The following is a 23623-nucleotide window of genomic DNA, read 5'->3' as shown; positions in this document are numbered from 1 at the left end:
ATTATGAAAAAAGCAATCAAATATATATTTAATAACAAGGTTCTGGCAAGTGGAGCTTTGATATTATCATTAGGGATAGCGGGCTGTAGTGACTATTTAGACAAAGAGCCTATGAGTGAATACTTATCATCCAACTTTTACAATAACGATGGTGCAATAGCACAAGGTGCTAATGGGTGTTACCAACGTCTACTGATGGACCATAGTAATACTAGTAGTATACCTTATTGTATATTATGGGATATGTATACTCCTTATGGTATCGAACGCGCAGACAATAGTTCTATCGGCGTTGGCAATATTGAGTTACGTACGAATTTCACAGTAGAACAAACGTGGTCTATTCTATACACTTCTGTAGCAAGATGTAATTCAGTGTTAGATGGAGCTAAGCCTTTTTATAATGAATTAAGTGATAAGGCCAAAACCTACCTTGCAGAAATTCAGGTTTTGAGATCTCATTATTATATTCAACTAGTTTCTTTATGGGGTGATATTCCATATTTTACATCTGCAGTCACAGAGGAACAAACAAAGCAAGTTTCTCGTACACCTTGGAAAGAAGTTGTAGATGATATATTAAAAACATTGGACGAAGCTGCGGATATTTTACCTTGGACAGCGGCCAATTATGGACGCGTCGATAAATCGGTAGCATTAGGACTGAAAGCCAGATTGGCTTTATATGCCGGTTCATGGTGTAAATTTGGTTTTGGTATGGATGGTGAAAAAGATCAGGCTAAAGCTACAGAATACTTTAAAATTGCAGCAGCAGCTTCTAAAAAAGTTATAGACGAAAGTGGACGTGATCTGGCTACTAATTATGCAGATCTGTTTACCCGGATAGGGCAACTAAAAGAAGACGTAAAAAAGGAAACAATGTTATTTATGATGTTTTCCAACCAAATTCATTCTTTTACCCAATACATGTCTCTAGGCGAACAAGTTCGCATGATTGGACAAAGTGGGCGTTTTCCTACTCAACAGTTAGTAGATACCTATGAAATGAAAAATGGTAAACGTATTGATGAAACAGGTTCCGGATATAACCCCAAGAAACCATTTGAAAGTCGTGACCCTCGTTTAAAAGAAACGGTTTACACTCATCATGACGTTATCATCGGTAATACTGGTGGAGATAATAAAATGAAATTCTTGATGGAAGTTTATAATCCTCAAACTACTTCTTGGGATAAAGACGGTAATGAAAAGTTGGTTGCCAACTTAGATTATGCAGGTGCTGTTGCTCAATATGGATATGTAAGTAGTGGTGTGGGATTTGCCTGGAAGAAATATAACCATTTTGATGATGAGGCAAACGCTAATCCGAGCTATAATATCCTGATTATGCGATTTGCAGAGATTCTTTTGACGTATGCCGAAGCAAAAATAGAACTTAATGAATTAGATGCAACGGCAGTAAATGCAATAGACCGCGTCAGAGCTCGTGTAGGTATGCCTGGTATCTTAAGTGTTGATCCGACACGTGAGAATGATCAATTAAAGATGCGTCAAATTGTACGTCGTGAACGTAAAGTGGAATTAGCCAAAGAGGCATTAATGTTATTTGATATGCGTCGTTGGAGAACAGGTGATATTCAGAATGCTGAACCCACTTATGGTTATCCGAAAGCGACAGGTGTAGATCCGGCTACAGGCAAATATCCTGATGGATATGAGCAGGCTACTCCGGATATGGTTCCTTCTTATGGCGCTTCAGGATCGGACAGAGATATCAATGATATTGCTAGTTATGCAGCATATGGTGATAAATTAAGATCTCGTGATAAAGGCCGTAGTTGGAATAATAGGCATTACTTATGGCCTGTTCCACAAACAGAGCGAAATAAATGTCCTTGGTTAGAACAAAATAAAGGATATGGTGAGTAATATCTAATGTGTTTAGTATGAATAGATTAATTATTATATTATCATTACTGTTAGTGCCGGTTTTTATATCGGCACAGACCGTAGTGACAATTGAAGCTGCAAGTCCGGATCCGACATTAACTGTACGCGGTCCTGAAAAGCAGATAGACTTATTCAATAATTCTGCCTGGGAAAAGCAAGAAAAAGGAATTGTCCTATTATCTACGGAATATAAAAAAGCTATAAAATCGACTCAAAGCACATATACAGCCGTAGTGATAAATGGAGATATGAAAGTGATTAAAGTCCTGAATGGTGTAATCTCTAAAAATGCTCAACCAGCATTTAGCGCTCCTTTGGATATAACATTGGGACAGGCAGAGTTTACATTAATTGGTTATGATACTGACTATCTAAAGGATGGTTACCGTAAATTTCTTGCCGAGAACTTCCATGTAGGAGATGTTGTAAAGCTGCGGATTGATGGAGAAGTACATTCATTGGATAAAGTGATTGCTTTTTCCAAAGGGAGTATTCCGCCTCAAATAGAATTGGATAATGATTTCTTATTTACTGTTGTAGGAAGTAAGACTACATTAAGCGGTTGTATTGCTAATTATGATAAAAAAGCCAATTATCAGTTGTTTATAGAAAACCGAACAGAAACAAAACCAGTAGCTGTTACAACAAAGGGGCTATTTCGTAATCAGTTAACTCTGAATGATGGTACTAATTTCTTCAATTGGATATTGAAAAAAGAAGGGAAAGAAATTACTCGTAAGTCTGTTGCCATATTCTCCAAAGTTCCAAATCAACAACAGAGTGAATTGGTTATGTGGGTGGAGCAGTTTCCTAATGCAAAGGTGTTAACTAATAGAGAAGCTGTAGCCACTATGGTTAATAACGCAAAGAAAGCAGGGTTCACTTCCATTGGGTTAGATGTAAAAGGACCAGAAGGATATGTTTCTTACCGCAAAAACGATCTTTCAAAAACTCCTTATCTAACTGCAACCAAAAATCCGAATAAACAAGTGAAGGATGATGGATTTGATTTGCTGGAGGTTGTACTCCAGGAAGCACATAAGATTGGACTCAAAGTCTATACTAGTTTTAATTTCTTCACAGAAGGAAATATTACTGTAAATGATTATGCCATTCTTCATGAACATAAAGACTGGGAGGAAATAGTGCAACGCCCCGAAGACAAAGGTAAACTATTGAAAATCACAGAAAGTACAAGAGGGAAAGAAGCTGCTAAAGGTAAACTGTTAGCTTTAGCTTTTGTAAATCCTTCTAATAAAGAAGTGCAGGACTTTCAATTGTTGCGCGTGGAAGAAGTTCTAAAAAATTATGATATAGATGGTATCGTATTAGATCGCTGTCGTTATGATAATTTATATGCTGACTTTAGTCATGTGACTCGAAACGCATTTGAAGAATACCTGGAGAAAGAAGGCAAAATTTTAGAGAACTTTCCTGCTGATGCTTTCAAAATAGACAAAGAAGGCACATTAGTAAAAGGTCAATTCTTTAAAGAATGGATTACTTTCCGCTCTCAAACTATTTGTGACTTTACCGGACGTATTCGCTCATTAGTAGATAAGTATAAAACTGAAAAGAATCCGGATTTAAAAATGGCAGCTTATGTAGGGTCCTGGTATGAAGTATATTATCAAAATGGAGTAAATTGGGCTAGTAATCAATTTAAATATGATGATCGATTATCATTTCCAGATAGTGAAATCTACGGAGAAAATTACAATAAAACAAGTTACTTAAACAATTTAGACTTTCTGATGATCGGAACTTATTATAAAACGCCTAAAGAAGTCAATCGATACATTACTCTAGGGAATATCCTTACATGTGGACAAATTCCATTGTTAGGTTCAATGAGTTTGCCTGATTTAAGTGTTACCGATCAGGGAAAAGTGTTTGGGGCTTCACTAAAGAATTCATCAGGTTTGATGATTTTCGATAATTGTTATGTTGATTGGAATACTTTTTTCGAACAAATGAAAATAGCTTTTTCCATTAAGAAAAAATAATGAACATATAATACTCGTGAAAGATGAAAAAACTAATAAACTTAATATTCAGTATGATGTGTATTACTACACTCTTTACTGTAACTTTTAGCTCTTGTTCAGATGATGACGAAAACAGAGCCTATGAATCTGTGCAAATAGTAGGAGTCAAAGTGAATAATGAATTATACACACCTTCTTCTGTCAGTGCAGCAGAGACGACTGTATTGATTCCCGCCGGAGTCGATTTATCTAAAGCTAAATTACAATTACTGGTTATAAATGGTACTGCTAATTTTATAGATGATCAGGAATACGATGCTCGTAAACCCCTTGATTTAACATTGAATGGATTTGATGGAACCACTGTACAAACAAAATTGCGCATCCAATCTCCTCCTAAATTGGTATCTTTCATAATAGAAGGAATGACTGTTCTTAATAGTGACATTCATACAGGTGAAGAATCATTGATTGTCCAGGTTCCGGAAGAAACTGATTTGACAACACTAAAGGTTACCATGGAATATATTAATGGAACAATTATGGACTTTCAGAATGGTGTTACACTAGACTATACAAATCCGAGAAGTTTTAAAATAAAAGGTGTAGATGAAGAAACAATCTATACTTATGAGTTTATTATCACTACGGAAGAAGTAGGTCCTGCATCTATAAAAACGATAACGATCAATGGAGTTGAAACAGATTATGTGCTTACGGATGATAAGAATGTAGCAGTTCCGTATATTCCAGCGTTAATGGATTTTACTTCTGTAAACGTAGAACTGACTACTGGATTTGGAAATAAAATAGATGAATCTTTCACTGGACAAGGATTAAATTTGATGAATGGTAACAATAAGGTTTCAATCAAAGGAAGTAATGGGGTAACAACAGAGTTCACTATTGGTATACCCCAAATTTCTGCAGAACCTGTATTCAAAAAAGACTATACAGAATTAGCCGGATTTGGATCCGACAACTTAATTAGTGTAGGAATTAGTGACCCTTATATTATTGCCGGCAACCATTCTTCAACTAAGAAAACCCCAGCATATTTTGACTATACAGGTAATAAAATCGAAAATTTGAATGAAAAAGGGTTAAGTATTGCAGGACATGGTATACGTCTAATGGCTACAGATGACAAAGGTAATATTCTTGGAACTTCATTGGCTTTATCTGGAGATAAACCTGTATTATATCGTTGGAGTAATGTAACAGCAGAAGCTAAAGAATTTATTTCATATGATAAATCAGCTCTTGGTGAATCTGCGACTCCTCGTTTAGCTGGTATTGGCATTATTGGTGATTTAGATGGTGATGCTACAATAGTTGCTACTAAAGCACAGTCAGTAGATGTCTTTGTTTGGAAAGTTACAAATGGAGTTGTGAATCCTACTCCTCAAAAATATGCGTTTCCTGTTGCTACTCCAAGTTACTATTGGAGCGTGGTTCCGATGCCTATAGGTATGACCGGATATATGGGATTCTTTAGTACAAGTGCAACTAATGGTCTTATTTGGATGAACAGTACTATGGGAGAAGTTTCCAGAAGTTCTGGAGTTAGAACCAGTGGTGGAGATGTAACAACAATTAATGGCCGTGTGTATGTAGCATATACAGCATATTCGGGAGATCAAAAAGGTGTTATGCGCATTTGTGATATAACTGATGGTAAATATAATCAAATATTCAATTATACAATGGAAGCATCGGGGGCTAATGGTAATGGCACAGCTTCTGCTTGTTTAATGGTGAAAAACAATGAACTATATGCAGTATTTGGCTGCACCGGTTCCGGCTTATACTTCTATCGTATAGCGTGTAAATAACAACTAATAAACAGGACCATACCTAATTGATATGGTCCTATTTAATCTCTTATCAATATGAAACAGAATTATAATCATATATTTTTTCTTGCTTGTCTCATTATAGGAGGCACAGCATGCTCTCATAAATACAGAACATCTTCTTCCAAGCCAATAGAAACGTTCTTTAAGAATGAAGTGAAACCTGAAAAGTTCATCGAATGTTTTCCCGGAGCCTATTATCGCAAAGTGAATTCCAGTAAGGATGTTTGGTTGGGAGTTGGAGGAACTGTTACTTTACCTCAATTATCATTCGATCAAACAAGAAAAAACGCAAAGAAACCGGGGCAATTTTTAGATAATCCATCTGTATACTTGGGAGGTAATATGGGAGATCAGGAAACGGATTTTGGATTAGCCTGGGAGGTTATTCGAGAGAAAGATGGTAAGCTATCCAAAGAAAGAAAAGCTTTTCGTCCGTTTATGAGACGCAGTGAACATATTAACGGACAAGAGCCGAATTATGCACAAGCCCCACCGGAAGATCAATATTATTGGTATCCAGGAGAAAAAGTAACAATGTATTTTCAAGTACTAGAACCCCATAAAGTACATTTTGTAATAGAAGGAGCTGGGAAACGTTTTGAATGTGACTATGACTGTGAAGGTTATATTCCGGGCGAATTGGGTACCTTTAAGCGGGTGAATGCCATTGACCAAGTTGCGAATGAAGGTAAACCGGCGCAAGCTACAAAAACAAAGGTGCTGAATAGTCGGTGGGATGAAAGTTATTATTTTAGAAAAAATAAAGATGGAATAGTGAAAGTGCCGATTCATGAAGGACGTTTCACAGATATGCGTTGCCCGGACACTCATTTCTTTGAAATAATATCAACTGACGAAGATCGAAAAAAAGGAGCAGAAACTATTAGTATTAATGGAAATGGATACTAATCCTCAAAAGAATATTATTGATTAACAAAAATGATGTAAGATGAAAAAATATTTATTCTATTCATTATTCGTGATTTTAGCTATGGGTTTTTACAACTGTTCCAGTAGCGACGATGGGGAACCGGAACCAGAACCCACAGATCCAATTAACACTTACTTTAAAGACGAGGTAAAGCCACAAGCGAGTATTGCTTGCTTTGCCGGTGCCTATTATCATAAAGCCGTAACAAGTAAAGATTTATGGCTAGGCATCGGAGGAACTATAAAGTTACCTACAGCTACTTTTGACGAAGATCGTAAGAATCCTAGTAAACCAGGACAATACCTTGATAATCCTTCTATATATTTAGGAGGAAATATGGGTGGACAGGAGACTGATATAGGTTTGACTTGGGAAGTTATAAAAGATGAACAAGGCAATATCAGCGCTGAAAGAAAAGCATTCCGCCCGTTCATGAGACGCACAAGTCATTCAAGTGGACAGGCATCTAACTATTCAAATGCTCCTGCGCAAAAAGAATATTATTGGTATCCGGGTGAGGAAGTTACAATTTCTATTCAGATCATAAGAAGTGGAGTTCTCAAATTTATTGTGGACGGTAATGGTAAGCATTATGAGTCAGAATATGAATGTGCCGGATACAAACAAGGAACTCGTGGAGAATTTAAACGTGTAAATGCTATTGACCAGGTATCTAATGAAGGAAAACCGACACAAGCCACGAAAACAAAAGTTGAAGGTGCTCAATGGAAGGAAAGTTTTTTATTCAGGATGTATGACGGTAAAATAGTAAAAGCTCCACTTCATACAGGAAGATATACTGATATGCGTTGTCCGGATGCTATGTATTTCGATATTAATTCAACAGAAGCAGAACAGAAGATTGGTGCTGAATCTGTAGAGATTAATGGTGCAGGATATTAACAAATAGATATATTTCAAATAATAAGTCATGAATAAAAGAGCCTTCTCTCTTGATGCATTAAGAGGATATGCCATTATTACTATGGTTTTATCGGGTACCATTGCTTCAGGAGTATTACCAGGATGGATGTACCATGCACAAGTGGGTCCCCGCTCTAATTTTGCATTTGACCCATCATTTTACGGAATAACATGGGTTGATTTAGTTTTCCCATTCTTTTTATTTGCAATGGGAGCAGCTTTCCCTTTTTCTATTGGTAATAAGCTGGAAAAAGGAGAATCTAAATTAAAAATAGCGTGGGATTGTATATTACGTGGATTCCGGTTAACTTTCTTTGCTATTTTTATCCAGCATATGTATCCTTGGGTAACATCTTCTCCTCAAGATGTGCGGTCGTGGTTGTTGGCCCTATCGGCATTTGTTCTTATGTTTCCCATGTTTATGAGAATTCCGGTTAAAATGTCTAAATGGTTGCGTGGAGGGATACAGCTATCTGCTTATATGTTAGGCGTTTTCATGTTACTTACTGTAAGTTATGCTAATGGCAGAGAATTTAGCCTGTCATATAGTAATATTATTATTCTAGTTTTGGCAAATATGTCTATTTTCGGTTCTTTGGCATACTTGTTTACGGCAAATAATAAATGGGCCAGAATAGCTATTCTCCCATTTATTATGGCTGTTTTTCTAGGAAGTAAAACTGACGGCTCTTGGGTGAAGGTCCTGATGAACTATTCTCCGATTCCCTGGATGTATAGTTTTTATTATTTGAAATACTTATTTATTATCATTCCCGGAAGTATTGCCGGCGAATACTTAAAAGAATGGCTACAAAACAGAACAGAGGCCGCTTCGTCTTTAGAAGAGAAAAGGAAAATCCCCCTAATTCTATTATTAACTACTGGGGTTATTATCTTTAATCTGTATGGTCTGTATACGCGTCAGTTATTATTAAACTTAGGTGGTACAGTTGTTATTTTAGCTTGTATTTATTGGCTTCTGAAAACAAGAAGTAACAACATGGATTATTGGAGAAAACTATTTGTTGCGGGAGCTTATTTACTTATGCTAGGTTTATTCTTTGAAGCTTATGAAGGCGGAATCCGTAAGGATGATTCAACCTACAGTTACTATTTTGTTACTGCTGGTCTTGCCTTTATGGCGATGATTGTTTTTTCAATTCTATGTGATATCTATAAATATCGGCGATTGACACGCCCATTGGAAATGGCAGGACAAAACCCTATGATTGCCTATGTAGCTACTAATTTGGTAGTAATGCCTATGTTGAATCTGATAGGAGTAGCATCATGTTTAGCCTATCTTCAGCAAAATGCCTGGCTCGGTTTCTTACGAGGAGTTATTATCACTGCATTGGCGACATTAATAGCTATAATTTTCACAAAACTTAAATGGTTCTGGAGAACATAATCGAGATATGAAACTACTAATAAAGAAAATAACGTATATCATCTTCATCCTGTGTTCCTATTGCTCTTATGGTGAAGCTAAAATTCAGCTCCCCTCTATTTTAGGTAACGGGATGGTGCTCCAACAAAAGTCAGAAGTAAGGCTGTGGGGGAAAGCTACACCTAATAAGAAAGTTACCATATATACCTCATGGAACGCACAACAGCAGGAAGTGAATAGTAATAAAAAGGGAGATTGGATAGTAACCGTCACAACTCCGGAAGCTGGAGGTCCGTACACTATTCGTATTTCAGATGGTGAAGAACTGCTATTAGATGATGTTTTGATTGGAGAAGTCTGGTTGTGCTCCGGTCAATCGAATATGGAAATGCCCGTGAAAGGCTTTCGGGGCCAACCTGCTGCAGAATCACAGAATACGATAGTAAATGTAAATCCTAATCGTTCATTACGATTGTTTACAGTGCAACGTGCATACAGTAGTATTCTGGAAGAGGATGTAACAGGGCAATGGGAAAAAAACACTCCAAAGTCTGTTTCTACTTTTAGTGCCGTAGCTTATTATTATGGCGATCAATTACAGAAAGTTTTAGGAATACCGGTAGGGTTGATTCATGCCTCCTGGAGCGGGTCTTCAATTGAGCCATGGATTAGTAAAGAAAATCTCCTGCAATTTCCCGAAGTCGATCTGACTCCGGCAGAGAATCCACAATTGAAATATGCTAATGGTACTCCTACCGTATTATACAATGCCATGATTAAACCGCTGGAGAATTATAATATTAAAGGAATGATATGGTATCAAGGAGAGTCTAATTCTGCACGGCCGGAACAATATCAGCGTTTGTTTGCTGTGTGGGCCAAGCAAAACAGAGCATTGTTCCGTTCGAAAGACTTGCCTATTTATTATACAGAAATAGCACCTGTTGCGTCACCTGTAGACCGACCGTTTCAGAGGGCCATCTTTCGAGAAGCGCAATTGGAAAGTATGCATGAAGTTTCTAATACAGGTATGGCATTCACAAACGATCTTGGTTCGGAGAAATTCATTCATGCGCCCAAAAAACGAGAGATCGGCCAGCGTTTAGCGTATTGGGCATTAGCTAAAACATATCAGTTAGAGGGATTTGAATATAGTGGTCCTATCCATCGTTCATATATGAAGAACGGAAAGATAATTGAAATTCTCTTTGATCATGCAGATGATGGACTAAACCCGGAGAATGAGCCTTTAGTAGGTTTTGAGATTGCAAGTGAAGATAGTATATTTTATCCAGCCAATGCCGAAATCATAAATGGAACCTCTCGTGTAAAAGTATGGAGTGACAAAGTGGCTCAACCAGTTTATGTACGTTATGCTTTCCGTAATTTTCTGCGTGGAAATCTGGTAAACAATGCCGGATTACCAGCAGCTCCTTTTCGGATGGACTTGCGAAAAATGGATTTTCAGAACCCTGAAAAGCTAGGATGGGCCCGTGTCACTACTTTTGGGAAGTTACCCGAATACATTAGTGTTTATCATTCTCCGGAATGGATTGAAAGTACACGAACAAATGCTTATATAGCAGTTGTAGATACCAAGAAAGGAGGGAGTTTGGATGTCGGAGGTGCAGATAGTGGGGTAAAAACTCCGATAGAATTTTACCAGTCAGAAAAAAGAAAACCATCTATTGTATTAAATGGAGGATATTTTGCTAATGGAAGGACTGTTAGTCTTATATGCAAAAATGGAAAAATCTTATCTGACAACATATCTGTAGTGAATCGCTTATTGGAAGGTAAAAAGACTGCATATTACCCTACCCGTTCAGTTTTCAGTCTTTATACAGATGGGACATATCATGTTGACTGGATATATAAATCGGCTCAACAAACCTATGCGTATGATATGCCGGCCTTAAACAGCTCCACACGTCCTCCGTTATCTGTGCCATCAAAAGGCTTTCCAAAAGGGGCAAAAGTCTGGACTGCCGAAATGGGAATTGGTGCAGGTCCTATATTAATCAAGGATGGAACGATTCGTAATAGTTGGGTAGAAGAACTATTAGACGTTGCAAGTGGTATAAATCCACAGACTTGTCAGCCTCGTTCTGCGGTAGGAGTTACGCAAGACGGGAAATTGATTTTATTTGTTTGTGAAGGACGCGAACAAACACCGGATATTCCAGGTATGACTCTAGCCCAACTTGCCCGGTTAATGAGATCATTCGGGTGTGTAGATGCACTTAATTTAGACGGAGGAGGTTCGAGCTGTATGTTGATTAATGGTAAAGAGACTATAAAACCATGTAATAAATATCATCATCAACGACCGGTTGCTACTGTGTTATTTGCAAGATAGTATGATCTAAAACTATGATATGATGAAAATCTTTATTAGAATATTATTGTTATTCTACTATGTCTTTATACTATTAGCCTGTGGAGATAAAAAAGAGTCTATTTCCATAAATTATATACTTATGGCTAGAGTAACCAATATGCAAACTGACGAAATTAAAATTGATACTCCCTCCAGGACTATTTTCATTAAATTGATAACAGGAGGAGATTTATCCAATGTACACGTAAATTTAACTTTGGCTAAAGGGGTAGAAATGGTAGAACCAGCAAATACAGAGTCCGTATATGATTTCACCAAGCCAGCTTCTGTTACTCTTAAATACAAAGAAGAGATAATAACATATCATTTTATAATAGACACTGAATATAATATTGTAGATCCGGCAACTTTGGGGTGGGTAAAATCGACCGAATGGGGAACTCTTCCCGATTATCTGGCTATATACAAATCACCTTCTACTTTAAAAGGTAAAAATGCAGTAGCTTACATTGCCGTAGCTGATATGGATAAAAATGCAAGTTTTAGTGTACTTGGAAATGCCACAGGAGTAAAAACACTCACACAATTTTATAATGCAGAATCTGTAAAACCTGCAATTGTGATGAATGGAGGGTATTTTGCTTCCAATGGCGCCACTGTGAGTTTACTCTATAGAAACAATGTAATGTTGGCTCCTAATTTGCAATCAATGTCGCGTTCGGATGGAACCTCAAATGTGGCATTTTATCCCACTCGTTCAGCTTTTGGAGAAATAGAGAATGGCAAATTTGAGGTAAATTGGGTATATACTGTATCTTCCGGTCAAACCTATGCTTATCCCGCTCCTTCACCTAATAAGTCAGGAGTTTCCCCTATGCAGATTCCGTCAGTAAATTATCCGGAGGGAGCTTCTATATGGAAAGCTAAAAATGCAATAGGAGGAGGTCCTGTACTATTAAAAAACGGATTGTATAAAAATACATGGGAGGCAGAATTATTCGATACTGCCAGTGGTATCGGACCAACCAGTAACAACCCACGTTCTGCTATTGGTATTACTGGAGATAACCGATTGATATTTTTTGTTTGTGAAGGAAGAAATAAGACACCTAATGTTCCGGGATTCACATTAGAGGAGGTCGCTTATATTTTAAGAGATCTTGGCTGCCTGGATGCTATGAATCTGGATGGCGGTGGTTCGAGCTGTATGTTGGTTAATGGACAGGAGACTATCAAGCCAAGTGATGGTGCACAACGTTCTGTAACAACAGCAGTAGCAATAAAATAGAGGTAATTATAGAATACTAGTAATTAACCAACCAATTATTATTTATGAGTAAAAAGTTAAGGTTTTGTTTATGTCTTTCGATTTTATTTATTAGTCTACAAAGTATAGCAAAAACAACAGAGCAAGGGATTCGGGGAGTCTGGGTCCCTGCTCCCCGTTTCACCCCTGTATTACATTCCTATCAGGGAGTGAAAGATTTTGTAAAGACATTGGATGAGTTGAATATGAATTCCATATTTCTTGTATCTTATGCGGAAACTAAAACGATATATAGAAGTGACGTGTTGATGCATTATTCTACTTATAAAACACAAGAAGAAAGTTATTTACTAAGTGGATATTCAAAGCAATATCAAAGTCCAACTAATGATCCGGTACGTGATTTGATTGATGAAGCTCATAAACACGATATAAAAGTGTTTTTCTGGTTTGAGTATGGCTTTATGGGAGAAGGACGTCCGATATCACCTAATAATCCTTTGTTAGCAAAGAACCCCCACTGGCTAGGAATAGACAATCAACAACACCCTGCTAATTATAATCAACATGATTACTATTTCAATGCCTATAATCCTGCCGTGCAGAATTTCTTAATAGAACTTATAGAAGAAGCATTGATGCTTTATCCTGATTTAGATGGTATTCAAGGGGATGATCGCTTTCCCGCTATGCCTCGGAATTCCGGATATGATACCTATACAGTTTCTCTTTATCAGTCACAACATCAAGGGAATAATCCTCCTGTAGATTATAATAATTCGGAATGGGTACATTGGCGTTTGGATATTTTAAATACCTTTGCAAAACGATTATATAAAAGAATCAAAGCAAAGAGCCCAAATGTAATGATTAGTTTCGCCCCAAACCCCTATCCTTGGTGTGAAGAGAATCTAATGCAGGAATGGCCTCGTTGGTGTAAAGAGAAAGTTTGTGATCTGTTAGCTGTTCAGTGTTATCGTTATAGTGTTGACGCTTATCGTGCTACGGTTTCAGAAGTTTTAAAGTATATACATCAGAATAATCCAAACCAATTGTTTGCACCTGGCATGATTTTGATGGAGGGAAGTAATTCCAAAATGTCTCCGGAACTATTACAAAAGCAACTTCGTATAAACCGAGAGTTGGGGATTAATAGTGAAATTTATTTTTATAATAAGGGGATTGATAATCCTTCTGTTAGGAAAGTCTTAAAACAGACATATTATCAGAAGATTAAATTTCCAGAAAATTAAATGCTATGATAAGATATATTTTAATTGGACTTTTACTTTGTGGACAAGCCATAAGCTTTGCCCAGATAATATACTATGATGCATCAAACTTCCCTCTATTAGGAAAAGTAACAGAAAACAATGGAGCACGATATGAAAGGTTTCCAGACTCATTAAAAAACATATCACGTCCTCCTCTCTGGTACTTGAGTCGTAATTCGGCAGGAATGGCAATACGATTTCGTAGTAATTCCACTCATATAGCTGTGAAATGGGAGAATCTCTTCAATAATCATATGAATCACATGACTGATACGGGAGTGAAAGGACTTGATTTATACTGTTGGGAAGGTAATGGAAAATGGAGATTCATAAATAGTGCCCGTCCAAATGGAAAAACAAATCAAGCAACAATCATTGCTAACATGCAACCGGAAGAGAGAGAATATATGCTTTATCTTCCTCTCTATGACGGTTTGGTTTCGCTATCTATAGGGATTGATTCGTTAGCTACTATTGATCAGCCTTTAATTGATTATCCGATTCGCCAGAAGCCGATTGTATTTTATGGAACCAGTATTCTTCAAGGAGGTTGTGCTTCACGTCCCGGAATGGCACATACAAACATTATATCAAGAAGATTAAATCGTGAATGTATCAATCTGGGATTCAGTGGAAATGCACTTTTAGATTTAGAAGTTGCCAAAGTGATAGCCGAGGTAGATGCCAGTGTTTTTGTTTTGGACTTTGTGCCTAATGCTTCTGTAGAACAGATGAAAGAACGTATGGAGACATTCTATCTTATCATTCGTAGTAAACATCCGGATACGCCAGTTATTTTTATAGAAGATCCTATTTTCACTCATACACTTTATGATGAGAGAATAGCTAAAGAAGTGCAAAGAAAGAATGACACATTAAAGGAGATATTCAATCGGCTAAAAAAAGAAAATGAAAAGAATATCATTTTTATTTCTTCCAAAAATATGCTGGGAGAAGATGGAGAAGCTACTATAGACGGTATTCATTTCACAGATTTAGGCATGATGAGATATGCAGATTTAGTTTGTCCAATCATTAAGAAAGCAATCAAATAAAATAGTGACGCTATCGGCTCGGTATAGCGTCACTATTTTTAATACTCCTAATAGATGGCTTTTTATATGTTATATCGGTAAAAACAAATCTCCAAATATCAAAATGGTAAAATATCATTTTGGTATTTGAATGATGCTATAATTGAATTTATTCAGCTTGTTAACTGGACATAGAAAAGAATCGCGTAGATTAAGCATTAGTATTATTCAGAAATTAAAGAAATCCTTCCTTTGTAGAGCACAATCATTTCTATTTAATATCATGCATTACATAGTGAATATATTTATCAATCTTTTCGTGCTTTTTGTTTAATAAAACAAATTCATCAAAGCACTTCTAATAAATCAATAAATCATGTTTTTACGAGCAGAATATGCTTCCTTTTAAATGTACGTGACGTTTCTTTAAAACCAACCGTGTGTTTCTTTAAAACTAACCGTACGTTTCATTACAATCAAGCGTGTGTTTTTCTATAATAATACGGTAATTTATATGCAAATGACCGTTCTTTTATTCGTAATTATGCATATAAATACCGTATTTTATTGTTTTCTCTTTCTACTTTCTCTCATTTACAAAAAGTGAGAAATAATAAAATCAAAGAAAGAACGACAATATGTCGATCAATTTGATATAAACTAATCATATTGATATTTATGTTCTCCAAAACCATTTGATTTTTGTGAAGAACATAGTTACTAAAACAGCCAAAGAAGTAAGGATTACTCCTTGAAGAAATCCCAACCAGGCATTTTGTTGAAAATAAGATAATAATGAAGCAATTCCAAGTATATTAGCCAATGGCATAATCAACAAATCGCCGACCACATAAGCTATCATCGGATTCTGACCGGACATCACCAAAAAACGAGTACTTTTCACACACCGGAAATAATCACAAACGATACTTAGAAATAAAAGAGCTAGAAAAGCCAGTCCGGAAGTGACAAAGAAATAACTAAAAGTAGTTGGATCTTTTTTAATACCATCCTGGAAAGGCTCAAAGCACAAACCCAGAAGAAGTAAATATGCCCCTGCGTTAAACAACTTTCTCCATAATAAAGCTATTCCATCCACTTTACGTGGAAATATACACTTACCAGCTAATAACAATAAAACAGTAAACACAAGGTTGACAACCAAATTACGAGTGTATAGACCGTAAAGATTGCTAATGATGATAACAACGGATAATATCATCAACATAATACTCATTTTATGATAAGGAGATGTAGCATAATCATCCGTCTCTTTTTGATATGCTTTCATCCACTCCGCTAAATACTCCCCGGCTATACTGCCGGGAATAACGATAAATAAGTATTTCAAATAATCAAACCGATACATCCACGGCAGAGGAGTATAATTAAATACACTCTGTGTCCACGAACCGTCAACCGTACTCCCTACTATCATAGCCATCAGCAATATCAGAATTCCTAAACGCATCCAACGATTATGCATTGTGAAAATGTAAAGGATAGAACCGAAAATAGCCATATTAGCCAACAGCAAAATGATAATGTTGCTGGAGAATAAGCTGAATGTTTTCCCATCCGCATAAGAAGTGGTAGCCAACATAATGGCAGCGACAATGTAAGCTCCCACTTTTATTGAAATATGTACCCAATCCGGCATTTTCAAAGGAATGCGCATGAACATGGGAAATAGAACAGCAAAACAGAGTATAGCCAGCAGCCATGCTCTCATATCTTGCGGAGAACTTAACATATACGGATAAAAATGCTGGATGAAAATAGCAAAGAAAGTCAACTGAATCCCCCGTTTGACAGCTTCATAAACCAGTTTTAACTTTGAATCACCTTTTTCAGCACGCTTCCTTATGGAAAAAGGAAACGCGGTTCCCATAGCGAACAGGAAAAAAGGAAACACAAGATCTACCCAAGTAATACCGGGCAACAGAGGATTAAACACATGATCTGGCGGAGGCGTTTGAGCATGACTCATCCAACCGGGAAGAACATGCGTTACGATGGTAGCCGAAAGCACCATCGTAATAATCGCATATCCCCGTAAGGCATCTAAAGCTAAAGCTCTGTTGTTCATAAAGCTCCCCCCTCGCGCATTCCTTTTTCTACTTCTTTCCAAAGATTCTTTTGGATGATGTGTACTATATCAAATACCATTAGTCCATCCGATCGACGAAGGTTCATCTCTATTGTTTCGGATAATTTCCCCGGATTATCATAGAACTGATCCACCAAGATGCCGCCCATAAACTTGTTGTCTTTAAGAATCTGACGCAAGTGCTGACAGGAACCTTCTACACAGTACCATGTACCGGCTTGAGCCTGCGAATCTGTCTCGTTCCAGATGTTGCGGTTCGTTTTCTTGTATTCCTCTATCGTTATGTCTGTATAGTAATTTCCGGTTGCATACAAATCGATCAGTTCCGCGTATCCGTAATTTTTATATTCGGGAGTGGCCCAACTGAAGTCTTTAGCCGGATCATACTTTTTGCTGGCGAAATTAACTCCCACTTCATAGTAAGACGGATACCAAGCTCCGGTATATGTGCCGAAAGAAACTTTTGGATTGGCGGCTTTCACTTCCTTACGTGCCAATGCCATAAAATCAGTAATGTTTTTCGTTCTCCATTCCATCCATTTCTGGAAATACTTTCCCGGTTGTGTGATAAACTTCCCATCCGTATTCTTCTTCCAAACAAAAATATCTTCGGGGAACTTCGCCATTTTCTTACCTATATACGCTTCAAACTTTTCGCGTGAAAGCGGTGAGAAGTCGGCTGTTATACCATCATAGCGTACGCGGTCGAGCATCAAGCCATCCAAATCAGGGTATTTGGTCACTACTTCTTTCAGTACATTTAGAATATGCGCACGATACTCCTCATTCAGAGGATTAACCATAGCACCATATTTTTGTTTTTCTTCCGTAATCGGAATAATGCCTTTATCGGGAGTATATACCATGGATGCCCAGTCCGGATGTCCACTATATACCATTCCACGATCGAAATAATTGTGTCCGGCACAGAATACATTTAATGAAGCATGAATCTCAAGCCCCAATTCGTGCCCTTTTTTAATGAAGTATTGCAAATAATCAAAATTCCCGGCCTTTGCGCCTTTCCACTCTTTCATTTGTGAGGCAAACTGACTTTGATAAAGTACTTCTCCCGTAATGGGCCGTATATCCACTATTGCATGAGTGAAACCTACTGATTTGATTTTCTCCAAATAATAGTCAATCGAGTCTTTATGGCTGAAACGTTCGAAGTTAGCTTCGGCATCGAACCACATTAACGCAGGTTTCTTTTTGATTACAATCCGGAAAGGAGAAGCAGGAATAGCCGCATTATTGCATAATTCTCCCAACATATAATTCCGGAAACAATAACGTACCTCTATGGGGTCATTGATCGAATCATTCCAGACCTTTACAGTAGAAGAACCATTGATAATTTCCGCTTTGGCCGGTCGGAATATACCATCCGTCCCCACTATTTCAAATCCTTTCACGTTTTGATTTTCCGGAGTCAATCCTTCTTCACCATGTTCAAAGTCTATTTCTACTACATTCCCTTTTACCCAGTGGGATTTGTATATAGGACCGGAATATTGAATACCTTTACGATGATACGTTTTTGCCAATGCCCAATAAGCCAGTCGTTCACCGACCTTTATCTTATAGGGCGAATGAATAAAGTTTTCACTCCCGGCATCACCTGTGGTCACCATTCCAACATTTGGAACAGCTGACATCAGCTCCAGCTGGCATTGACGGAACCAAGCCCAATCCAGTTTATCATTGCCTTCCGATTTCCATGGTGCAATCTGTACGTAATAAAATGGCATTTGGGGATTGTTGAAGAATGTTCTCCATTGAGAAACCATTGCAGGAAATAATCTCTTATATAATCCGGGATCGGGTGTGTTTGCTTCACCTTGATACCAAATCACTCCTTTAACAGGAAATCCTTTCCATGGATTCACCATTGCATTCCACAATAATGTAGGAGTCCCTGCCGTCCACCCGAACTCTTTCTGTGCTACATCAGGCAATGCTATTTCCGGAAAGCCCGATAAAGTCTCTTTATTCATCCAAGCCTCTATTTTTGACATGCTCCAGGAACAATGTATCAGACCGACAGGAACATCCAAAGATTGCTGTAACTGATTGCCAAAGAAATAGGCAGTTGCACTGAAATCAGCAACATCTTCCGGAGAGGCTTCTTTCCATTCTCCGTCCACCCCAGCTTCCTGTGGAATGGTACTCCAGGCATTTTTTACAGTATAGAAACGCAGTGGACGTTTGGGATTAGCAGATACAATGTATGGTTGGGAACCAAACACAGGCTGTCCACGGAATCCTTTCACTGGCATTTCCATATTCGACTGTCCGGAACAGAACCAGACTTCTCCTATTAAAATATTCTGCAATGTGAGGTCCTCTCCATCCGAGAACGTAATACTATACGGACCTCCAGCTACCGGTGTTTGGAGAGAAAGTTTCCATTCACCTTTTGCATCAACATTCGTTTGGATTTTTTTATTATTCCATGAAGCGGTAGCCTGCACACGTTTTCCCGAAGTCGCTGTTCCGGAAAAAGTAACTTCCGATTGTTGCTGTAACACCATATTATCCCCCCAAATGGAAGTAAGGGTTACTTTCGCTTCTGTTTTCAGGAGAAACGAGAAGCATATCAATAATATAAAATATTTGGCTTTTAACATATGATTCTTATTTGTTTTCGACAGCTTCAGTATACACATTGCCGAAGCGATCTGTTACTTTCACTTCTATTTTAGCATTTTTATTACGGGGAGTAGCATGAAATAGATGTTCGGTAAGAACTGGGGAAATCCATTCATATTTCACCTTTTCTTTGTCAGAACAGATTGCTTTGGCTGCAGGATCATATCCTTTGTAGCGTTGCATTTCTCCCATTCGCTTTCCGTTTTCATACCATTCCACTTTCCACTGTTCATCCCAGTTCCATACGTTAGCAATAATATCGGAAGGGTACTCGTCAGATGATCCGGCCTGATATACATGTAATTGATGCTCTTTCGGGTAGCCTGCACTTTTATATAGCCATTTCACTTGGTTCCCGTCTACTTCATATACCCCATATCCCCTCGGAGTACCATCCACATTAATATCTGCACGCCACCAAGTACCGCATACGGCAGCTGTGTTATGTTCCATTAATGAGTCATTAAAACATACGTTTACATTAAAATGTGTATGTCCGGAAATGATGTGGGCATTATAACCTTCCAATAATTTATATAGTGCAGCTGTATTGACCGTTTCATCTTGATCTAGCGTGTTATATCTTAGCTTCTTCTGAAGACTGGAAGGAATGTGCATCACTACAAAGACAAGTTTGTCTTTGGGCACATAAGAGAGGTCTTTCTCCAGCCATTGGAAAGTACGTTCATCAATGTAACCTATATATTGATAATCACGGTTGACATAAAAGCAATTGTCAAGCACGATATAATGAGCATTACCTTTATTTAATGAATAGTAGATAGGACCGAAATAACTTTCGAAAGTGCGATAAGAATATTCAAAAGTACGCCCTCCATACGTCATGTCGTGATTACCAATTGCCCGATAGATGGGAATCTCTAATGATGATACCGTATCTATATAGGAAGGATATAAAGAAGGAGTATCTCCTACGATATCCCCACAATCTATGCCGAATACTTCTTTTTTGCCCATATACGGACGAATATATTCTTTCATATCTTGCAGATATTTAGCATAAGCCTTTACGTCATCTTCGGAAGTAACCTGCGCATCTGCCTGCACCAAAAACAAATGATTGATCTCATTTTGCGGATTTCTTACCAATTCGAAGTCGTAAATATCTTGCTTGGCCGGATTCAGCTTCTGATAGAATAAAGGTATTGTTTGTTCTGTTTTCGGTAAATATCCGGAAGGAGTGGATAAATAAATGAAACGAACATCCCTATTAGGGGGGAGAGTATATTGGCCTTGTTGGTCAGTCAACACACAGTCTATTCCGTCGGTCACTACTACCCCCGGGACTCCTGTCCCATTACAGGTTACTTTCCCGCGAATAGGGTTAGAAGGAATCTGGGCTTGTAAATTCAAGCCCAGACCTATTAATAAAAAGAATTGTAATAAATATATTTTCATAATTAGTTGGTTAGTTCAAACCTCATTCTTCGATAGATTCCAGATATTTATCAAAGCCTGTTTTAAAAGCGTTCCAATAGTCGTATTTCTTAACGTGGCAAAGGTCGAAGGCAAAGAAGCCGTCACTATTACTGATACAAGCATCAATAGCATCCGGAATTTTTGCAGATTGTCCTCCGTCAGTCCATCCGGTACTGTTACCGATATCTGGTCCGCCTGCAAAAGGTACATCTCCTTGTAACAGTTCACGTCCATTCTTACAAAAACCTTCCATGGTCCATTCGCCACTTCCATATATATTGTTCACGGAAGCATAAGCACCCAAAAAGATATAGTCCAAATGGTCCGCATATCCATAATTCTTATAATCGGAAGTAGCCCATTTCGGATAATAAGCGGAGGTGTTGTATTTAGGGCTGGCCCAGTTCACGCCTGATGTATAGTATGTTGAATACCAGGCACCAACATAAACTCCAAACTTGATATTGTTATTGACAGATTTAACTTTCTCGCGTGCCTTTACTATGAAATCATGAATAACTTTCGCTCTGAATTCCAACCACTTCTTAAAATAAACAGGCTGGTCAGAAGGTATTTCATCCGTACCGGGTGCCATAATATCTGCCGGGAAGTTTGCTACAGTTTCACCGATGTATTCTTCGAACTTCTGTTTGGAAATATCTGAAAAATCGCTTTCTAAGCCATAGTCATCATAACGACAACGATCCAATATGATGCCATCCAAATCATATTTAGCCAAGTCGGCCAACAACTGTAAAACAAAGTTTTGTACATCATCATTAGCGGGATTGAAAAATTTCGCTCCATAATCGGTTTCATCGTCCAACAAATCCATCGTATTGGTTAGCCCGTCAGCTAGATTAGCTACACTAGCCCATCCTTTTTTTGATTCATCACGGAACAAGACTCCATCATGTCCTAAATTATACGGACATAAATAGCCTCCTACAAATGTATTGATAGAAGCATTCACTTTTAATCCTTGTATACGAGCCTCCTCAATAAATGCCTGTAAATAATCCCAAGTTTCCGTCCTTTCATAATAACTATATCCGGAATTACCCCATACATCCATACGTTTCACCTGATCTACAACATTAGTATTGAATAATACATCTCCTGTAGTGGGACGTACATCGACAATAATATCAGTGAATCCTGCCGCTTTTATCTTTTCCATATCTTTGGCTATGTTTTCCTTACTATTGGCATAGTCAGGAAAATTAGCAGCCGCATCAATCCAAATATATCGTGGCTTAGCTTCTGCAACATCCGGCTCGTCCGGCTTTTCTGTCGAATTATCGTTCCACGGCCATCCGGGAATTCCATCAGAATCATCACTACAGGAGGTTATTGTAACTGCTCCCAAGAAAGTCAATATTAGTATTTTTAGAAATTTTCTCATATCATACTTGTTTTATTAGGTAGATACTGCCTGATATATCCGCAGTACATTTTTTATTTAAGAGTGACTACTGATGCTACGGATCTTTCGTCTCCGCTGGAGTCACTTGTCTTGATAGTCTCTTGCCCATTGACTAACATGCAACTGGAACCACCGCCATCCAAATTGATAGCATCCGTACATCCCAGTGTTTTCATGATATTAGCTACATTTTCGGTGGTCATACCGGCAACTCCCGTTGTCATTCCATCTCCTTCACACACAAAAAGAATCATTTTCTTATCATTGGTGATACCAATAGCCGAACGAGGTCTGTTCACCGTGGCCCCAATATCTGATAAGATTTCTTCTTCGTATGTATTCTTTATGTTTCCATCCAACAGAAGTACGGGGCCACCGCCTATTCCTGTTTTAGCATTTAAGACAGTTCCTGTAGACGGAAAATTTTCGTCAGGAGTTGTTTCTGATTTTACCGGTGAGGGCTCCGAATACCAATAAGTAACATTGGATAGTGTTGTGTAAGTCCACATTGATTTGAATGAGCCATCATTCATTTCACAGAATGCAGCTAATACAGGATACCAGAATGGACCGTTAGTCCAATCTTCTGCTGTTACATCATTGTTCTTACACACCATTTCACCGTTACGCCATATTAGGCTTAATGAACCCTCATAGAAGAAACCTCCATTGATTACAATCGTGGAGTTATTTTCTTCATAAAATTCTTTTGGCTTTTTCAATCCTGTTTTTTCTCCTAATACACCAAATGTTGCTTTACTCATATTACCCACAGCAATATAAGCTATCGCCTTTTTGCCTTCCAATGTTTCCGGTGATTTATATACGTTGATATGTTCAGGTAAAGTTCCATAAGTGTCTTTTACATTAGTCCAGCCCAAATTTACAATATCAGGATTGGCTTCAACAGGTTCAGTTGGAGTCTCCGGCTCTGCCCATGGCCAATCCGGAATATCAGTGTTATCATCACCACATGCTATAAAAAAAGGTAGTAATAATAACAACCATGACATTTTTTTCTTTGTTGACATATAGCTACTCCTTTAAATGATTTACGGATTTCTTTATCCCATATA

At 37.8% G+C, this 23623-nt stretch carries 15 protein-coding genes; 10 read left to right on the top strand and 5 right to left on the bottom strand.

All coding sequences use genetic code 11. The features are described 5' to 3' along the window. The first annotated feature begins 3 nt into the window (after nucleotides 1-3). The 10 genes from Bovatus_RS01495 to Bovatus_RS01450 all read left to right on the top strand — a co-directional run bounded on the left by Bovatus_RS01495 (nucleotide 4) and on the right by Bovatus_RS01450 (nucleotide 14940). Entirely contained in the window at nucleotides 4-1890 is a 1887-nt protein-coding gene (locus tag Bovatus_RS01495; RefSeq protein ID WP_004297583.1) for a RagB/SusD family nutrient uptake outer membrane protein, read from the top strand. Nucleotides 1891-1907: 17 nt separating this feature from the next. Further along, nucleotides 1908-3917, top strand: coding sequence for a family 10 glycosylhydrolase (locus tag Bovatus_RS01490; RefSeq protein WP_004297582.1), 2010 nt, complete (start codon nucleotides 1908-1910; stop codon nucleotides 3915-3917). A 23-nt stretch (nucleotides 3918-3940) separates the two neighbouring features. Next, nucleotides 3941-5734, top strand: coding sequence for a DUF5018 domain-containing protein (locus Bovatus_RS01485; RefSeq protein ID WP_004297581.1), 1794 nt, complete (start codon nucleotides 3941-3943; stop codon nucleotides 5732-5734). 57 nt (nucleotides 5735-5791) lie between these two features. Beyond that, on the top strand, nucleotides 5792-6667 hold the full coding sequence (locus Bovatus_RS01480) for a hypothetical protein (RefSeq protein WP_004297580.1): 876 nt from the start codon (nucleotides 5792-5794) through the stop codon (nucleotides 6665-6667). Nucleotides 6668-6707: 40 nt separating this feature from the next. Continuing rightward, complete coding sequence (locus Bovatus_RS01475; RefSeq protein WP_004297579.1) at nucleotides 6708-7592, top strand: hypothetical protein; 885 nt, start codon at nucleotides 6708-6710, stop codon at nucleotides 7590-7592. Between the two features lie 28 nt (nucleotides 7593-7620). Further along, nucleotides 7621-9024: a DUF5009 domain-containing protein gene (locus Bovatus_RS01470; RefSeq protein WP_004297578.1), complete on the top strand. Its 1404-nt coding sequence runs from the start codon at nucleotides 7621-7623 to the stop codon at nucleotides 9022-9024. 7 nt (nucleotides 9025-9031) lie between these two features. Continuing rightward, complete coding sequence (locus Bovatus_RS01465; protein WP_004297577.1) at nucleotides 9032-11362, top strand: phosphodiester glycosidase family protein; 2331 nt, start codon at nucleotides 9032-9034, stop codon at nucleotides 11360-11362. 121 nt (nucleotides 11363-11483) lie between these two features. Next, a complete protein-coding gene (locus tag Bovatus_RS01460) occupies nucleotides 11484-12632 on the top strand; it encodes a phosphodiester glycosidase family protein (RefSeq protein ID WP_167560846.1) in 1149 nt (382 codons plus the stop codon). A gap of 44 nt (nucleotides 12633-12676) precedes the next feature. Beyond that, the gene (locus tag Bovatus_RS01455; protein WP_004297575.1) at nucleotides 12677-13864 is read left to right on the top strand and encodes a glycoside hydrolase family 10 protein; all 1188 of its coding nucleotides are present in this window, start codon (nucleotides 12677-12679) and stop codon (nucleotides 13862-13864) included. A 5-nt stretch (nucleotides 13865-13869) separates the two neighbouring features. Further along, nucleotides 13870-14940, top strand: coding sequence for an SGNH/GDSL hydrolase family protein (locus tag Bovatus_RS01450; RefSeq protein WP_004297574.1), 1071 nt, complete (start codon nucleotides 13870-13872; stop codon nucleotides 14938-14940). Between the two features lie 655 nt (nucleotides 14941-15595). Here the strand turns inward: Bovatus_RS01450 and Bovatus_RS01445 are convergent. Genes Bovatus_RS01445 through Bovatus_RS01425 form a run of 5 tightly spaced genes read right to left on the bottom strand, consistent with a single transcriptional unit; the run spans nucleotide 15596 to nucleotide 23578 of the window. Next, nucleotides 15596-17008, bottom strand: a complete 1413-nt coding sequence (locus tag Bovatus_RS01445; protein ID WP_004297572.1) for a DUF5009 domain-containing protein — start codon at nucleotides 17006-17008, stop codon at nucleotides 15596-15598. Next, nucleotides 17005-19659 carry an alpha amylase family protein gene (locus Bovatus_RS01440; protein WP_052587884.1) on the bottom strand — a complete coding sequence of 885 codons (2655 nt, stop codon included), beginning with the start codon at nucleotides 19657-19659 and terminating at the stop codon, nucleotides 17005-17007. Before Bovatus_RS01440 ends, Bovatus_RS01445 begins: the two co-directional genes overlap by 4 nt. A 7-nt stretch (nucleotides 19660-19666) precedes the next feature. Continuing rightward, nucleotides 19667-21100: a calcineurin-like phosphoesterase C-terminal domain-containing protein gene (locus Bovatus_RS01435; protein WP_004297569.1), complete on the bottom strand. Its 1434-nt coding sequence runs from the start codon at nucleotides 21098-21100 to the stop codon at nucleotides 19667-19669. 22 nt (nucleotides 21101-21122) lie between these two features. Next, on the bottom strand, nucleotides 21123-22526 hold the full coding sequence (locus Bovatus_RS01430) for an alpha amylase family protein (RefSeq protein ID WP_004297568.1): 1404 nt from the start codon (nucleotides 22524-22526) through the stop codon (nucleotides 21123-21125). A 53-nt stretch (nucleotides 22527-22579) separates the two neighbouring features. Next, nucleotides 22580-23578: a phosphodiester glycosidase family protein gene (locus Bovatus_RS01425; protein ID WP_004297565.1), complete on the bottom strand. Its 999-nt coding sequence runs from the start codon at nucleotides 23576-23578 to the stop codon at nucleotides 22580-22582. Nucleotides 23579-23623: the final 45 nt, after the last annotated feature.

The sequence above is a fragment of the Bacteroides ovatus genome (assembly GCF_001314995.1).
Lineage (GTDB): Bacteria > Bacteroidota > Bacteroidia > Bacteroidales > Bacteroidaceae > Bacteroides > Bacteroides ovatus.
This window is presented reverse-complemented; position numbering and strand designations above follow the sequence as displayed.

Coding starts and splice junctions, on each gene's coding strand:
- Bovatus_RS01445 (WP_004297572.1), bottom strand. CDS start 17,008: ATGAACAACAGAGCTTTAGCTTTAGATGCCTTACGGGGATATGCGATT.
- Bovatus_RS01470 (WP_004297578.1), top strand. CDS start 7,621: ATGAATAAAAGAGCCTTCTCTCTTGATGCATTAAGAGGATATGCCATT.
- Bovatus_RS01435 (WP_004297569.1), bottom strand. CDS start 21,100: ATGAAAATATATTTATTACAATTCTTTTTATTAATAGGTCTGGGCTTG.
- Bovatus_RS01465 (WP_004297577.1), top strand. CDS start 9,032: ATGAAACTACTAATAAAGAAAATAACGTATATCATCTTCATCCTGTGT.
- Bovatus_RS01485 (WP_004297581.1), top strand. CDS start 3,941: ATGAAAAAACTAATAAACTTAATATTCAGTATGATGTGTATTACTACA.
- Bovatus_RS01480 (WP_004297580.1), top strand. CDS start 5,792: ATGAAACAGAATTATAATCATATATTTTTTCTTGCTTGTCTCATTATA.
- Bovatus_RS01460 (WP_167560846.1), top strand. CDS start 11,484: ATGGCTAGAGTAACCAATATGCAAACTGACGAAATTAAAATTGATACT.
- Bovatus_RS01440 (WP_052587884.1), bottom strand. CDS start 19,659: ATGTTAAAAGCCAAATATTTTATATTATTGATATGCTTCTCGTTTCTC.
- Bovatus_RS01430 (WP_004297568.1), bottom strand. CDS start 22,526: ATGAGAAAATTTCTAAAAATACTAATATTGACTTTCTTGGGAGCAGTT.
- Bovatus_RS01495 (WP_004297583.1), top strand. CDS start 4: ATGAAAAAAGCAATCAAATATATATTTAATAACAAGGTTCTGGCAAGT.
- Bovatus_RS01475 (WP_004297579.1), top strand. CDS start 6,708: ATGAAAAAATATTTATTCTATTCATTATTCGTGATTTTAGCTATGGGT.
- Bovatus_RS01425 (WP_004297565.1), bottom strand. CDS start 23,578: ATGTCAACAAAGAAAAAAATGTCATGGTTGTTATTATTACTACCTTTT.
- Bovatus_RS01450 (WP_004297574.1), top strand. CDS start 13,870: ATGATAAGATATATTTTAATTGGACTTTTACTTTGTGGACAAGCCATA.
- Bovatus_RS01455 (WP_004297575.1), top strand. CDS start 12,677: ATGAGTAAAAAGTTAAGGTTTTGTTTATGTCTTTCGATTTTATTTATT.
- Bovatus_RS01490 (WP_004297582.1), top strand. CDS start 1,908: ATGAATAGATTAATTATTATATTATCATTACTGTTAGTGCCGGTTTTT.